The sequence below is a fragment of the Acidovorax sp. SRI_002 genome (assembly GCF_057586455.1).
This window is the reverse complement of sequence record NZ_JBYCZW010000005.1, coordinates 59,559-73,556: the sequence shown is the minus strand read 5'-3', so window position 1 is coordinate 73,556 and position 13,998 is coordinate 59,559. Positions and strand designations below refer to the sequence as shown.

At 67.2% G+C, this 13,998-nt stretch carries 18 protein-coding genes; 8 read left to right on the top strand and 10 right to left on the bottom strand.

Going from position 1 to position 13,998, the window contains the following annotated elements:
* Positions 1 to 90: 90 nt before the first annotated feature.
* The 3 genes from AC2YJX_RS14405 to AC2YJX_RS14395 are packed head-to-tail and all read left to right on the top strand — an operon-like array spanning position 91 to position 1,161.
* A complete protein-coding gene (locus AC2YJX_RS14405) occupies positions 91 to 561 on the top strand; it encodes a DUF2721 domain-containing protein (protein WP_121506890.1) in 471 nt (156 codons plus the stop codon).
* Positions 558 to 920: a translation initiation factor Sui1 gene (locus AC2YJX_RS14400; RefSeq protein WP_426307549.1), complete on the top strand. Its 363-nt coding sequence runs from the start codon at positions 558 to 560 to the stop codon at positions 918 to 920. Before AC2YJX_RS14405 ends, AC2YJX_RS14400 begins: the two co-directional genes overlap by 4 nt.
* Before the next feature lie 13 nt (positions 921 to 933).
* The gene (locus tag AC2YJX_RS14395) at positions 934 to 1,161 is read left to right on the top strand and encodes a DUF3820 family protein (RefSeq protein ID WP_431152600.1); all 228 of its coding nucleotides are present in this window, start codon (positions 934 to 936) and stop codon (positions 1,159 to 1,161) included.
* A gap of 8 nt (positions 1,162 to 1,169) precedes the next feature.
* Here AC2YJX_RS14395 and AC2YJX_RS14390 read toward each other — a convergent pair whose 3' ends face one another.
* Positions 1,170 to 2,264, bottom strand: coding sequence for a branched-chain amino acid ABC transporter permease (locus AC2YJX_RS14390; RefSeq protein ID WP_487256408.1), 1,095 nt, complete (start codon positions 2,262 to 2,264; stop codon positions 1,170 to 1,172).
* Positions 2,261 to 2,812: a GNAT family N-acetyltransferase gene (locus AC2YJX_RS14385; RefSeq protein WP_487256407.1), complete on the bottom strand. Its 552-nt coding sequence runs from the start codon at positions 2,810 to 2,812 to the stop codon at positions 2,261 to 2,263. Before AC2YJX_RS14385 ends, AC2YJX_RS14390 begins: the two co-directional genes overlap by 4 nt.
* Before the next feature lie 125 nt (positions 2,813 to 2,937).
* Between AC2YJX_RS14385 and AC2YJX_RS14380 the strand changes: the two genes are divergently transcribed.
* Both AC2YJX_RS14380 and AC2YJX_RS14375 read left to right on the top strand, forming a co-directional pair.
* A complete protein-coding gene (locus AC2YJX_RS14380) occupies positions 2,938 to 3,831 on the top strand; it encodes a LysR family transcriptional regulator (protein ID WP_487256406.1) in 894 nt (297 codons plus the stop codon).
* Between the two features lie 37 nt (positions 3,832 to 3,868).
* On the top strand, positions 3,869 to 4,042 hold the full coding sequence (locus AC2YJX_RS14375) for a LiaI-LiaF-like domain-containing protein (protein ID WP_171012331.1): 174 nt from the start codon (positions 3,869 to 3,871) through the stop codon (positions 4,040 to 4,042).
* A gap of 33 nt (positions 4,043 to 4,075) precedes the next feature.
* On the opposite strand, the gene AC2YJX_RS14370 is transcribed toward AC2YJX_RS14375, so the two are convergent.
* Together AC2YJX_RS14370 and ytfE are read right to left on the bottom strand one after the other, a co-directional pair.
* Entirely contained in the window at positions 4,076 to 4,528 is a 453-nt protein-coding gene (locus tag AC2YJX_RS14370; RefSeq protein ID WP_487256405.1) for a group III truncated hemoglobin, read from the bottom strand.
* Entirely contained in the window at positions 4,525 to 5,295 is a 771-nt protein-coding gene (ytfE, locus tag AC2YJX_RS14365) for an iron-sulfur cluster repair protein YtfE (RefSeq protein WP_436130931.1), read from the bottom strand. Before ytfE ends, AC2YJX_RS14370 begins: the two co-directional genes overlap by 4 nt.
* 91 nt (positions 5,296 to 5,386) lie before the next feature.
* Here ytfE and AC2YJX_RS14360 point away from each other — a divergent pair, with 91 nt between their 5' ends.
* On the top strand, positions 5,387 to 5,917 hold the full coding sequence (locus AC2YJX_RS14360) for an RrF2 family transcriptional regulator (protein WP_487256404.1): 531 nt from the start codon (positions 5,387 to 5,389) through the stop codon (positions 5,915 to 5,917).
* A gap of 52 nt (positions 5,918 to 5,969) precedes the next feature.
* On the opposite strand, the gene AC2YJX_RS14355 is transcribed toward AC2YJX_RS14360, so the two are convergent.
* The 5 genes from AC2YJX_RS14355 to serB all read right to left on the bottom strand — a co-directional run bounded on the left by AC2YJX_RS14355 (position 5,970) and on the right by serB (position 11,244).
* Positions 5,970 to 6,992, bottom strand: a complete 1,023-nt coding sequence (locus AC2YJX_RS14355) for a helix-turn-helix transcriptional regulator (RefSeq protein ID WP_487256403.1) — start codon at positions 6,990 to 6,992, stop codon at positions 5,970 to 5,972.
* Positions 6,993 to 7,187: 195 nt separating this feature from the next.
* The gene (locus AC2YJX_RS14350; RefSeq protein ID WP_487256402.1) at positions 7,188 to 9,296 is read right to left on the bottom strand and encodes a xanthine dehydrogenase family protein molybdopterin-binding subunit; all 2,109 of its coding nucleotides are present in this window, start codon (positions 9,294 to 9,296) and stop codon (positions 7,188 to 7,190) included.
* The gene (locus AC2YJX_RS14345; RefSeq protein WP_487256401.1) at positions 9,293 to 9,757 is read right to left on the bottom strand and encodes a (2Fe-2S)-binding protein; all 465 of its coding nucleotides are present in this window, start codon (positions 9,755 to 9,757) and stop codon (positions 9,293 to 9,295) included. Before AC2YJX_RS14345 ends, AC2YJX_RS14350 begins: the two co-directional genes overlap by 4 nt.
* Positions 9,758 to 9,923: 166 nt before the next feature.
* Positions 9,924 to 10,508 carry a redoxin domain-containing protein gene (locus AC2YJX_RS14340; RefSeq protein ID WP_487256400.1) on the bottom strand — a complete coding sequence of 195 codons (585 nt, stop codon included), beginning with the start codon at positions 10,506 to 10,508 and terminating at the stop codon, positions 9,924 to 9,926.
* 22 nt (positions 10,509 to 10,530) lie between these two features.
* Positions 10,531 to 11,244: a phosphoserine phosphatase SerB gene (gene serB, locus AC2YJX_RS14335; protein ID WP_487256399.1), complete on the bottom strand. Its 714-nt coding sequence runs from the start codon at positions 11,242 to 11,244 to the stop codon at positions 10,531 to 10,533.
* A 231-nt stretch (positions 11,245 to 11,475) separates the two neighbouring features.
* Between serB and AC2YJX_RS14330 the strand changes: the two genes are divergently transcribed.
* Together AC2YJX_RS14330 and AC2YJX_RS14325 are read left to right on the top strand one after the other, a co-directional pair.
* On the top strand, positions 11,476 to 13,134 hold the full coding sequence (locus tag AC2YJX_RS14330) for a serine hydrolase domain-containing protein (RefSeq protein WP_487256398.1): 1,659 nt from the start codon (positions 11,476 to 11,478) through the stop codon (positions 13,132 to 13,134).
* A gap of 253 nt (positions 13,135 to 13,387) precedes the next feature.
* Positions 13,388 to 13,606: a hypothetical protein gene (locus AC2YJX_RS14325; protein WP_055400951.1), complete on the top strand. Its 219-nt coding sequence runs from the start codon at positions 13,388 to 13,390 to the stop codon at positions 13,604 to 13,606.
* A 203-nt stretch (positions 13,607 to 13,809) separates the two neighbouring features.
* Here AC2YJX_RS14325 and AC2YJX_RS14320 read toward each other — a convergent pair whose 3' ends face one another.
* Positions 13,810 to 13,998: a DUF3149 domain-containing protein gene (locus tag AC2YJX_RS14320; protein WP_228894656.1), complete on the bottom strand. Its 189-nt coding sequence runs from the start codon at positions 13,996 to 13,998 to the stop codon at positions 13,810 to 13,812.

The following is a 13,998-nucleotide window of genomic DNA, read 5'->3' as shown; positions in this document are numbered from 1 at the left end:
CGTGGTGCGCAGGGCCTGGCTGCGCGCGCCATCACCCTGATAATTGGTCCGCCGGCGGTTCGCCGGTTTTTCCTTTGTTTCCCAAGCACCATGGCCCTCACCCTTGACTCCTCTGCCATCACCCACGGCATCCAGCTGGCGGTGGCCCCCGTGTTTTTGCTCACGGCCGTGTCCGGCATGATTGGCGCTGTGGCGGGCCGGTTGGCCCGCATCATCGACCGGGCCCGCGTGGTGGAAGACCGCGCCCGCGCCAACACTGAGCCCGAGTTTCTGGCCCGCGCCTACAACGAACTGGCCGACCTGCGGCTGCGTGGGCGGCTGGCCAATGGCTGCATCGGGCTGCTCACGTTCTGTGCGTTCCTGATCGGCATCACCATCATCCTGCTGTTCCTCGGCGAGACCACCAACTTCCAGTCCAACCGCTTGGCCGTGGCGGGTTTTCTGGCGGGGGTGGCGTCGTTTTTGCTGGCGCTGGTGTGTTTTCTGACCGAGACCATGCTGGCCACCCGGCTGCTCAACTTTCACATGCTGCAGCAAGAGGTGGAAGGAAAAAAGCCATGAAGTCGTTGGCTGACCTGGGCGGCCTGGTGTATTCCACCGAGTCCGGCCGCATGTGCCCCGGCTGCCGCCAGCCCGTGGCGCAGTGTACCTGCCATCAGAACAAACCTTTGCCCACCGGAGATGGCATCGTGCGGGTGTCGCGTGAAACCAAGGGCCGGGGCGGCAAGGCTGTGACCCTGGTCAAGGGCGTGCTGGTGGACGCGGCCGCACTGGAGCAGCTGGGCAAGCAGCTCAAAGCCGCCTGCGGCAGTGGCGGCACGGTGAAAGACGGCGTGATCGAAGTGCAGGGCGACCATGTGGAGCGCGTGATGGCCGCACTGCAAAAGCTGGGCCACAAGGTCAAGCGGGCAGGCGGCTGAGGAGGGCTGTCCCATGGACTCGGAAAAATTGCAGCGTCTGGTCACCACCGAGATGCCCTACGGCAAATACAAAGGCACGCTGTTGGCCGATTTGCCCGGCAACTACCTGAACTGGTTTGCGCGCGAGGGCTTTCCCAAAGGCGAGCTGGGGCAATTGCTGGCGCTGATGCACGAGATTGACCACAATGGGCTCTCGGATCTGCTCAAGCCGTTGCGAGGGGCCGGTGCTGCAGAGGCCTGATCCGCAAGTCACCTGCTGTGCCCGGTTGATCCGGGTGCTTGTGCCTTGTCGGGTGCAGGCCACAGTCCACTGGAGCGCCACAGCATGGTGACGATCATCGCCAGCGCAATCAGCAGCGGGCGCACCACGCCGGCGTCCAGCTGCCCGTTGGTCGCGGCCTGCAAAGGGCCGACCACGTAGCGCAGCATTTCGGGCAGGGCCGCGAGTAGCACGGCGCCCAACACCACTCCAGGGATATGGCCCATGCCCCCAAACACCACCATGGCCACGATGAGCACGGACTCGTTCAGGCTGAAGGCTTCGGGCGAAACAAAGCCCTGGAAAGCAGCAAACATGGCACCGGTGATTCCGCCAAAGCTGGCCCCCACGCCAAAAGCGAGCAGCTTGAGATTGCGGGTATTGATGCCCATGGACCGCGCGGCAGTCTCGTCGTCGCGGATGGCCATCCAAGCGCGGCCAATGCGTGAATCCTGAAGGCGCTGGCAAATCACGATGGTGATCAGCACCAGAGTCAGGAACAGGTAGTAGTAGAGGGTGACGGAGGCTACTTCGTGGCCTGCTACGACCAGGGGCTGGCCCAGGTCCACTCCCAGGATGCGGACCGGGTCAATCAGCCCCAGGCCCTGGGCGCCGTGGGTGATGTTGACCGGGTGGCCCAGGTTGATGACCAGCAGGCGCACGATCTCGCCAAAGCCCAGCGTGACCACCGCCAGGTAGTCACCGCGCAGCTTCAGCGTGGGCGCCCCCAGCAGCATGCCCAGGATGGCGGCCAGCGCCGCGCCCAGCGGGATGGTCACCCACCAGGGGGTGTGCAGCCCTTGCGGGAACAGCGCCGCGATCCAGGCAAAGTGGTCGGTAAGGTGCGGCGAGGTCAGCAGCGCGAACAGGTAGGCGCCCAGGGCGTAGAAGGCGACGTAGCCCAGGTCCAGCAGGCCCGCATAGCCCACCACGACGTTCAGGCCCAGCGCCAGCATCACGTACAGCAGGCTGGTGTCTGCGACACGCACCCAGTGGTGTCCGAGGCTTTGCAGCACCAGGGGCAGCAGGAGCAGTATGGCTGCCAGGACTGCGCGCCTGGCATGCCGTGCGGAGAGCGTTTTCATGGGCAAGGGTGGGTGATGGCGCGGTGCATGAAGCGCCATTGGCCCTGCAGGGCGGCGGGCACCTCGGTGCCTTCGTAGGCTGCACAGTCGGTAAAGCCGTGGGCTTCGTACAGACGGTGCGCGGCCTGCATGAACAAGGCGGTGTCCAGGCAGATGCGGGTGTATCCCCAAAGACGGGCGTCGGCGAGCAGCCTGCGCAGTGCGGACGACCCGAGCTGCATGCCCCGGTAGGCAGGGCGGACATACAGGCGCTTGATCTCGGCGGTGTCGCCGCCCAGGCTGCGTAGGCCGCACATGCCGGCGGCTTCGCCATCTACCTCCATCAGATAGAAAACGCTGCCCGGTGTGCGCCCGGCGTAGAGCGCCTGAATCACGTCGGCGTTGCCTTCAGCGTGGGGCCGTCCCGCATCCCGGGTGGGAAGGGCGGGAAAGCACCGCGCCATCTCGCCGTGTACCCAGGCCAGGTATTCAGCTTGCAGGCCAAGCAGCGAGTCGTGGGCAGCGCAGGGACTGCCGACTGCGGCGCGAATGAACAACGGAGTGGGCATGGTGCGGGTTTTGTGGACTTGGCAAAGGTTAAACTGGCCTGAATGGTGGAAAAAGTAGCTCCCACTCCTTTCATTGCGGACAAATTCGCTTGAATTGACCGCATCAAACAATCACGTGAGGGCAGATGGACAAGCTCAGCGGCATGTTGGCCTTTGTCAAAACGGCGGAACTTGGCAGCTTTGTGGCGGCAGGACGGGCGCTCGCGATATCCGCGTCTGCCGTGGGCAAGGGCGTGGCGCGGCTGGAGCAGGAGGTGGGTGTGCGGCTCTTGCAGCGCAGTACCCGGCGAATCCAGCTCACGGCAGAGGGACATCTGTTTCACGAACGCTGCAGGCGCATCCTGGATGACCTGGACGATGCGCAGGCCATGCTGTCCTTGTCGCGCGAGGCCCCCCGTGGGCGGTTGCGGGTGAGCGCGCCCATCGTGGGCTACCACTTCTTGATCCCCCTGGTGCCGGAGTTTCTGACCCGCCACCCAGAGGTGGAACTGGACATCAATTTCAGCGACCGCGCGGTCGATCTGATCGACGAGGGCATTGACGTGGCCATCCGCAGCGGTGACCTGCGCGACTCCCGCCTTGTCTCGCGCCCGTTGCAGGCCTTTCGGCTGCTGTTATGCGCAGCCCCGGCCTACCTGACGCGCCATGGCACGCCTGCGGCCATGCGCGATCTGGAACAGCACGCCTGCGTGCGGTTTCGCCATCCGGACTCCGGCAAGCTGCTCGAATGGCCTTGGCGCGAGGGCGTGGCCAGCGCCGAGCCGCGCCTGCGCACCGTACTTGCCTGCAACAACATCGAGGCGGTTCTGGGCGCCACGTTGCGCGGGCTCGGGATTGCCTGTCTGCCCGACTTTCTGGTGCGTGATGCGCTGGCCGATGGCCGGTTGGTCAGTGTGCTGGAGCAGGACATGGGCCCCAGCCGCCAGTTCCGCGCGTTGTGGCCATCCAGCAGGCATTTGTCCCCCAAGGTGCGTGTGTTTGTGGACCACCTGGGGGCGCGGCTGTCCGGCCCGCCATAATCGCGCCCAGATACACAACTACTCCGAGGGAATGCACATGAAGGGCCATATCGCTGCGATTGTTCTGGTCGTACTGGGCGTATTTTTTCTGCTGACCAATCTGGGGCTGATCAGCATCAGCCTGCGCGAGCTGCTGCGGGTGTGGTGGCCGGTGGCGCTGATCGCGGTGGGCCTGGCGCTGTTCTTCACACCGGGCGACAAGAAGAAGTAGCCCTGGCGCAAAGACCCTGGCCAAGGCCTGGGCTCAGCGCTCGCCGCCGTGCTCGCTGTGCCCGCTGCGCGGCGGCACAAACCCCGGGTCGCTGCCAAAGTAGCCCCGGAACAGATTGCGCGCAATGCCATGCGCCGCCACCTGCAGGTCGTGCGCCACCTCGGGGGCAAACAGGCGGCTGGTGTGCTGCTGCCACAGCCCCACCCAGGCGGCAAAGTGGGCGGGAGTCACGCCCTCCAGCGCCATGTGTTTGCCAAACACGTCGCCCTTGAAGCTGCGCGTGCCCAGTGCCACCGTGCTCCAGAAGTCCACCAGCCGCTGCAGGTGGGTGTCCCACTGGCCGTGCAGGGCCTTTTCAAACACGGGCCCTAGCAGCGGGTCCTGGCGCACATCGCCATAAAAACCATGCACCAGCCGCGTGATGCTTTCCACGCTGGGTGGGGCGTGGCCCCCGGGGCCATCGGATGAGCGCGTTTGCAGGTTCATGCCTGCAGTGTGCCCCCGCCGCTGCAGGCGCAGCCTGACGGACCGCAACCTTGCGACGAGGGCGCTGCTCCGGCTTCGAACGCCGGAAACAGCACGTTGTTCTCCAGGTGGATGTGGTTGATGAGGTCATCGCCCAGCTGGGCAATGCCTGCATACAACGCGCGCCAGGTATTGCAGGCGCCTTGGGGGGGCGTGGCGTCGTTGGTCAGGGCGTTGAGCTTGTCCAACGCTTCGCCGTGGTCCACGTGTTCGGCGCGCATCATGCCGATGGGCTGGCCCACAAAGGGGTTGCCGCCACTCTTGAGCATGGGGAACAGCACCTGCTCTTCCTTGAGCATGTGCGAGAGCAGCTCTTCGTGCATGGTTTCCAGGTGGTCGGCCAGCCCGGCGGGCACATGGGGGTTGTCGCGGTGCACGGCCTCCACGCGGCGGGCCATGCGGATCAGCTCGGGCAGCTGCTGGCGGTGCACCTCGTGGTAGCGCGCCAGGATGTGGTCGATGAGCGCGCTGGGCGATGCGGCTTCGGGCACGGCGTCGCTGCGTTGCAGGGCCGCCAGCTCGGCCAGCACGGCGTTCGCGTCCAGCCCCTTGTCGGCAGCCGCCTTGGACAGGCTCACTTGGCCGCCGCAGCAAAAGTCGAGCTTGAGCCGCCGAAAAACCGCCGTGGCCCCGGGCAGTTGCACCGCGATCTGGCCGATCTGCTGGTCGGCGCTGAGCGGGGCGGGGTGGGCGGAGGCTGCTTCCAGGTGGTCAACGCGGGCATTCATGGCGGTCCTTTTAAAGATTCATTTGATGTGAATATTTTATTCAATAAAATTCGTCCTGCATACCTCTTTCAATTGACCTGCGGCAAAAACCATGCGCCTGACCCAATGGACCGACTACACGCTGCGCGTGCTCATGTACTGCGCAGCCACCGAAGGCCGCGAGCAACCTGTAACGATCATCGAGGTGGCCGAGGGCTACGGCATCTCGCGTAGCCACTTGATGAAGATCGTGCAGCAGCTGGCCGCCCAGGGGCTGCTGGAGACCACGCGCGGGCGGGGCGGTGGCATGCGGCTGATGGTGCCGGCGTCGGCCATCAACATCGGTGCCGTGGTGCGTGCCACCGAGACCGACTTCAACCTGGTGGAATGTTTTGACCCCGGCACCAACCAGTGCCGCCTGAGCAACCACTGTCGCCTCAAGGGCGTGCTGTGGCAGGCCATGCAGGCCTACCTGGCGGTGCTGGACAGCGTGACGCTGGCCGACCTGATGGCACCGGCCGCTGCGGGTGGGTCGGCTGCACGCGCCCTGCTGCCCACGGTGGCGCTGCCCCAGGGCGGCGGCGCCATGCGCAAGCGCGCACCCGTGGCCGGGTTGCCCTCCAAAGCCGAAAATATTGAATAAAAATGGCCCATTGCGCTCGATAGATATCGAATTTTTGCTATCAAATTGATAGTTAATCCGACCCTTGCATGCCTCTGACTGCAAATGCCTGCCGGTAGCGCGCCGGGGTCAGGCCCACATGGCGTGCAAATTCGCGTGTGAAGTGGGGCTGGTCGGAAAAACCGCACGCAAACCCGATTTCTGCGAGGCCGTGGGGGCTCTCCAGCAGCCATTGCGCGGCCACGCGCGCGCGAGCCTCGGTCACGATGTGGCGGCAGCTCAGGCCGATGTCGGTCAGCGCCCGCTGCAGGCTGCGGCGGGCCAGGCCGGTGTGCCGGGCCAGTGCATCCACCGTGTGCTGCGCGGCCGGGTCGTGCAGCACATGGCGCGCCAGCTGGTGCGCTAGCGTCGGCCAGGGCAGTGCGTCGCACAGGTGGGTGGCGGGCTGGGGCTGCTGGGTGGGGGGGGTGGACGCGTTGCTGTCGTGAGGTTCCCAGTGCAAGGTCCAATGACCCAGCAACCTGCGTGCGGCCAGTGGTGCCAGTTGGGCGTGCAGTTCGGCTGGGGTGGTGGCTGGGGCTTCCATCCGCAGGTTCACGCGGTGGCCTGCGGCCTCGGGCGCGCCGATCTCCACCCGCAACCCGCGCATGCCCAGGGCCTGGCTGGCACCCACCAGCACACCAAGCACGGCCAGGCTTTCGGTGGGGTGGGGTTCTTCCGGCACACCGGGGCGCGCGTGGTGGCGCAGTGCCAGCGTGCCCGGGGCGCTGGCGGTGACGCTGACCTGGTGGCGCGAATGCACATACCGCTCCAGCCGCTGCCAGCGCGTCAGCAGCTCAGGCACGCTGGCCGCACCCAGCAGGGCGCGGTGTACCGGGTCCCCCGCCAGCAGTTCCACCCGCTGCGCCAGCTGCAGCAGCGTGCCCAGGCCGCCCTGATGCAGCACGGCTTCGACCACGCTGCGTTTGTAGGCCAGGGGCACATGGCTGGCGGCCAGCCCGTCGGCACCCGGTGGGGGCGGTGGCGGCACCAGGACGTGCGCGGCCATGGCGCGCACCAGCAGGCGGACCATGGCGGCGCTGGCAAAGTCTTGCATGGGCGGATTGTGCCGTTGGTGCTGCCCCGCTAGGGATGTCCTGCATAACCCGCGCGAGTCGGTGGTAGTGCGGATCGGGATGGGCCGCAAGGCGTCTTTTCGCAGCCAATAGCCTGGCTATTGGCAAGAAAAGCAACGCAGCGGATCGCCCGAGGCCGCGCTATCACGGACCGCAGGGAGTTATGCAGGACATCCCTAGTCCCGCGTGCTCAAGGCCCGCAGCACATCCGCGCTGCGCACCGGCAGGCGGGCAAAACGCACGCCGGTGGCGTCGCGCAGCGCGTTGGCGATCGCTCCAGCCCCGGCCACCATGGCGGTTTCTCCGGCACCGGTGGGCGGCGCGCTGCTGTCGATCAGGTGCACATGCAGCGGCGGAATGTTGCCCATGCGTGGCAGCGGGTAGTCGGCAAAGCTGGCCGCTGCCACGCCCGAACGGGCCACGGGCAGCTGCTCGTGCAGCACCATGCCCAGGCACCACACGAGGTTGCCCTCGGTCTGTGCGCGCACGCCGTCAGGCTGCAGCACCAGGCCGCAGTCGTGCGCGCACCACAGCGCCACCACGCGCACCTGCCCGGTGGCGCGTTGCACCTCCACATCGGCCACGGCGGCGGCGTAGCTCGCGCCCTTGTAGATGCCGCCCGCGATGCCGCGCCCGCGCAGTGTGGTGGCGTCGCTGGCGGGGCGCTCTGGCCAGCGGGCATCAGCGGCGGCGCGGCGCAGCACATGGGCCAGGCGTGCATCGGTGGCGTGCTGCAGGCGCCAGTCCAATGGGTCTGCCTCTGCGTGGCGCGCGCATTCGTCCATGGCGCTTTCCACCACCAGGGTGTTGGGCCCCGCGCCCAGGCCGCGCCAGGGGCCGGTGTGCACGGGCAGGCGCTGGGCGGTGAACTCGATGCGCTGCTGGGGCACGTCGTACGGCATGTGTGCGCCGCGCGCCACGCCGCTGTCGCCCGCCAGGTCGGCCAGGGTCTGCATCCACACCGGCATGGCGGCGGGTGTGAACAGGATGTGGCTGCTGGCCAGCGCATGCCACCAGTGCGTGATGCGCCCGCCTTGCACGCGGGCCCGCACACGGTGGCTGGAGGGCGGGCGCTGGAAGCCCTGGGCAAACTCCTGCGCGCGGCTCCATTGCACCTTGACGGGTGCCCCTGCAGCCTGGGCGAGCACGGCGACCTCCAGCTCCACCGTGCACAGCGTGCGGCCGCCAAAGCCGCCGCCGATGCGGCAGGCCTGCACCTCGATACGTTCGGCATCCAGGCCCAGCTGGCGAGCGAGCACGTCGCGCATGTAGAACAGGTCTTGGGTGCCCGCCCATACCTTCAGGGCGATGCCTTGGTCTGCGGCGGCCAGCCAGTGCGCCGTTGCGCTGCGCGGCTCGATGGGCGCGTGGGCGGCCAGGGGCACGTCCATGCGCAGGTCCAGCGTCCATGCTGTGTCTGTGGGCAGGTCGTCCGTGCGCAGCCGGTGCTGCAGCGCGCCCCGGCGCAGGTGGGTGTCGATGTCGATGCGCTCGTCGATGGCGGCCTGCTCGAATGCGCTGCCATCTTCCACCTGCCATTGCACGGCCAGCGCGGCCTCGATGCGGTCGAGCGCCGAGGGCGTGCGCGCCACGATGCCCAGGCCCAGGCTGCCCATCCGCGCGAGGCGCGGGTGCTGCACCACGGCCACGCAGGCTGGGTCGGCGCGGGCGGCCGTCTCATCCCACGCTTGCGGGCGTGAGGTGATTTCGGCCGACACCGGTGCGCGCAGCACGCGGCCATAGAGCAGGCCGGGCAGGCGCGTGTCGCCCGCAAACAGCGGCTGGCCGGTGACGAGGGCGTGCAGCTGGCCCGGTGCCGCAGGCGTTGTTTTGGCCGCCCCGGTGCGCGGCTGCAGGCTGCGCAGCGCGCTGGGCGCAATGTCGCGCGCGGCCAGCGTGCCCGTGGTCTGGCCTTGCGCCAGGGCCTCGCGCAGCGTGGCGCAGGCGCGCGCCAGGGGCAGGGCAAAGTCCTGCACGCTGGCGCTGCCTACAGTGGCGCGCACGCGGGCGATGTGGCGGGTGCTGGGCAGTTGCAGATGCACCTGTGCGGGCGGCACGCCCAGCTCGGCAGCGGCCAGGCCTTGCATTGCGGCGCTGATCTGCTGGCCCATTTCGGCGCTGGGCAGCCACAGGGTGTAGCGGCCGTTTTCATGCCGTATCCAGCCCAGCGCGTCATTGGCGGTGGAGGTGGGGCGCTTGGGGATCACCGGCACCAGGCTGCAGCCCGCCAGCGTGACGGTGAGTACCCCGGCGCCTGCCGCTGCCAAAAACTGGCGGCGCTTCATGACTTCGCACCCTCAGCAGCCTGGTGGATGGCCGCGCGCACCCTGTGCTGCGTGCCGCAGCGGCACAGGTGGGCCGACATGGCGGCGTCGATCTGTGCATTGCTCGGGCGGGGCGTGGCGCGCAGCAAGGCCACGGCGCCCATGATCTGGCCGCTCTGACAATAGCCGCACTGGGGCACGCGCAGGTCCAGCCAGGCCTGTTGCACGGGGTGCAGCGTTCCGTCGGGCGCCGCCAGCCCCTCGATGGTGGTGACGGCGCGCCCTTGCAGCCCGCGTGCGGTGTGCAGGCAGGCGCGTTGCGCTACGCCGTCGATGAGCACGGTGCAGGCGCCACATTGGCCCATGCCGCAGCCAAAGCGGGTGCCCGTGAGGCCCAGTGGCTCGCGCAGCAGCCAAAGCAGGGGTTCGTCCTCCCAGCCGGGGGGCACCGGCTGGGTTTGTTGGTTCAGGGTGATGTGCATATGGCCTCCGTGGGTGTGACGGGGCCAGTGTGCAAAGGACGGGGGTGGCGGGTCTTGAAGATTTGCGCCACATGCAGCGCGGGGCGCATCAGGGCATAGGGCGCCCGGTGGAGCAAAAAATAGTGGTCAAAATGGCCGTCTGCGCTCGTCCATAAAGCGCAAACAGCTATTGTTTTGGAAGCAATGCTTTCCACTGCGGCATGGTCTGCGCCCACCACAGCCGCAGGCGCATGGCCCATTCGGGTGTGTAGCCCGAGGTGGCGAACCGCACTTGGCCGTGCGCGTCGATGACCACCAGCGCGGGCACGGCGCGCACGCCCCAGCTGCGTGACAGGGTGCCCTGCGGGTCCACCGCCGTAGGCCAGACCATGCTGCGCTGGCGCTGCACCTGGGCCACCTTTTCGGCGTTGCCCGACTGCATGGCCACACCCAGCACGGGCCAGTCGGCGGACAGGCTGGCGATGCTGGGCTCTTCCAGCTTGCAGATGGAACACCATTCGGCCCAGAAGTGCACGGCCACGGCCTGGCCGGGGTGCTGCGCGCGCCACTGGGCCAGGGTGGTGGGGGCGGTGGCGCCAGCGCTGGGGGCCATCACCAGCGCCACATCGGGCGCAGGGCCCTGAGGCAGGTCGCGCGTGCGCCAGGTGTCTACCGCCACGATGGCGACCCAGGCGAGCGCGAGGGTCGTCAGGTGCTGCCTCCAGCTTTTGCGCAAGGACTGCGCGGCACGGGTGGCAAGGGCCTTCAGCATGGCGGGGCTGTGGTGTTGCGAATCAGCGCAGCACTTCCAGCAGCCGGTCGAGCCCGCCCTGGTTGATGGCCACCTTGGCCTGCGCGCGCACGGCGGGCTTGGCGTGGTAGGCCACCGACAGGCCCGCCGCGCCCATCATCGGCAGATCGTTGGCGCCATCGCCCACGGCAATCGCCTGCTGGGGCGAGATGCCCATGAGCGAGGCCACTTCCAGCAACGTGCGGCGCTTTTCGGCGCCATCACAGATGTCGCCCCACGCCTGGTCCACCATGCGGCCGGTGAGTTGGCCATCTTGCACTTCGAGCATGTTGGAGCGGGCGAAATCAATGCCCAGCCCGGCCTTCACGCGGTCGGCAAAAAAGGTGAAGCCGCCAGAGACCAGCAGCGTCGTCAGGCCCGCCGCCTTGGCGGCGGTGATCAGCTCTTGGGCGCCAGGGTTGAAGCGCAGGCGCTCTGTGAACACCTGTTCCATATGCTGCACCGTCACGCCCTTGAGCAGGGCCACTCGCTGGCGCAGGCTCTCTTTGTAGTCGGTGATGATGCCCTGCATGGCCGCTTCGGTGATGGCGGCCACCTCGGCCTTGCGGCCTGCGGCGTCGGCGATCTCGTCCACGCACTCGATGTTGATGAGGGTGGAGTCCATGTCAAACGCGATGAGCTTGTAGCTCGACAGGGACAGGGGGGCTTCAATGCCCTGGACAACAAGGCCGGGCGCGAATTCGATAGCGTGGGTCATGGCAGAACGTGGGAGTCGTTTTTTTTGGGGGAGCACAACCTGCAATGGTATCGCCCGCGCCTGCGTACTCGACAGCCCCAAACCGTATCGCCCCGCAGGGCATAAATTCTGCGGCTCGCGGCCGAGAGAGGTTGCTTCCAGCTCTTGGGTTTGCCTGGGATGCGGACGATGTGTAGTAAGTGCCCATGGGCGCATATGATTTCTGCACAACATGCACTGAGGGTACTGACGATGGCCATGCACACAGACGGCAACGCGGGAGAGAAAGACTCCGCGACATGGATCAACCGAAGGCAGGCCACGGCCGCACTGCTGGCTAGCGCGGCGGTGCCTTTTACCCCAGCGGTAGCGCAGGATGCAGCGGCCCCCGCATCACCTGCCGCATCCCCCGCTGCATCGGCTGCCGAAGCCCCTCTCGCCGCTATCTGGCCTGCTGACGACTGGGCAGAAAGCACGCCCGAGGCGCAGGGCATGGACTCCGCGGCGCTGGCCAAGCTCGTCGACTTTGGTGCAGCGCAGGGCATGGACAGCCTGCTCGTCACCCGACAGGGCAGCCTGGTGGCCGAGGCCTTCTATGCCCCGTACCGCGAGGGGCTCAAGCATGCCGTCAACTCCACCACCAAGGGTGTCGTCGCCACGCTCACCGGCATGGCCATCCAGGACGGGCTGATCGCCTCGCGCGACGCGCCTGTGCTCGACTTCTTTGCCGACCGCAAGGTTGCCAATGTCGACGCAGCCAAGAAGGCCATGACCGTGGGCCACCTGCTGGACATGACCTCGGGCCTGAACTGGATCGAGCCGCTCAGCGACGCCGTGCCCGAGACCATGCTGCAGCTGACCCGCACGCGCGACTGGCAGGGCTTTGTGCTCGACCGGCCCATGGCCCAGGCGCCCGGCACGGGCTTCAACTACAACAGTGGCAACACCCATCTGCTCTCGGCCATCCTGGCGCACAAGACCGGCGGCAGCACCCTGGCCTATGCGCAAAAACGCCTGTTCGGCCCCCTGGGCATCACCGACGTCCGCTGGCGCAAGGACCCGCAGGGCCTGGAGGTCGGCGGCTGGGGCCTGTACCTGCACCCGCGCGACATGGCGCGCATCGGCTACCTCTACCTGCGCATGGGCCAGTGGAACGGCCGCCAGCTGCTGCCCGCTGCCTGGGTGGAGCAGGTCTTCAATCCCGTGGTGGACATGGGCTTTGGCACCAGCAACGGTGCGCCCGCCTTCAAGTACGCCAACGGCTGGTGGAGCATCCCGTCCAAGCGCGCGTATTTCACGGCCGGCTTCAACCGCCAGCTCATCGTGGTGCTGCCCGACCTCGACGTGGTCGTCGCCGTGACCGGCCGGCGCCACTACCCGCTGCCCCTGTTCATCGACCACATCACCGCCGCCGTGCGCTCGCGCGAGCCCCTGCCTGCTGACGCTGCCGGGCAGGACCATCTGGCCGCCCGTATCCGCGACGCCGGGGTGGAAAAGCCCAGCGCCATCCCCACCACCACGCCCGAACTGGCCGCCACCGTTTCGCGCAAGGCCTGGCTGCTGGAGCGCAACGGCATGGGCATCCAGCGCCTGGTGCTGGATCTCACGCCTGCCAACCCGCGCTATGAGGTCACCTTCGACAGCAGCCGCCCCGATTTGCCGCGCGAGCCGGTTGCCGGCCCGCTGGGCCTGGATGGGAAGTACCGCACCGTGCAGCAGGGACCCCATGCGGTCATCGCCATCAAGGGCCACTGGCTTGATGCGCAGACCTTTCAGCTCATCTCGCGCTCGGTGGCGGATGGCGAGGTCACCGTGGTCACGCTGAAATTCGAGGACGGCGGGAAGGCGGTGAATGTGGGGCTGGAGAACAACTGGGGGTTCAGGGCGCAGGTGCGGGGGCGCGGGGAGTAGCGTTTCGGCTTTGCGCGACCATCGGCAATGAAGCTACCAGGTTCAGCGCCACGGTGACCAGCCCGGCTCTGGCCAGTTTCTTCCATGATCAGGGCTGGATGGTCGCGTTTCCCGAGCGCCGGGGGCTCGGCGTGCCCCGGTTGATATTGGCGCTCTCGGCCGCATGTTGATGGTTGTCAGGTAGCCTTGGGCTTCCACTTCCCAGCACCAGCAGGTGCCCTCGCCAGCAAGACCCGCTACCGATAGACCACCGATGAAGACCATTGACGAAATGCTGCACCTGGACTTGCTCACCGCCGAGCAGCACGTTGACATCAGCGCATGGATTGCGCAGTCAGCCTCTCCCGAAGAAATACTGCAGATGCCTGCGCCCCTGTGGCAGGCCCTGGAGCGCGCCAGCAAAGTGATGGGCATCGACGAGGACCTTTTGCGACCACCGTCGTTCGATGCGGACAGTCTGGCGCTGGGCTAAGACGCTTGTGCCGCTGGCGGCAAGCTTGGCTTGGGTGTCCGGGTCGAAAAGGGCGGCATGCACTGCGCGCTGGAGTTTGTCGGCAACGGGCCGTGGACCATGGCAGAACGTGGGAGCGGTTTTTTAAGGGCTACAGCCCGCAATCGCATCGCCTCCTCGGCTTCCCCGTGCCGGGCTACGGCGCTCAGACCGTGCGGGCCGGATCAGCGCGAAGGCGGCAGGCTCTTGCCGTTGCCCGTGCGCCCGGCGGTGGCGGGGTTGGGCGTAGGTGGTTCGTTCATCTTGACCAGGAACATGCGCAGGAAAAACGCGGCCATGCACAGCATGAACCCGATGCCAATGATGCTCATCAGCCCGTAGTCGGTAGAGAAAAGATCGTTCAGCAGCTTCAT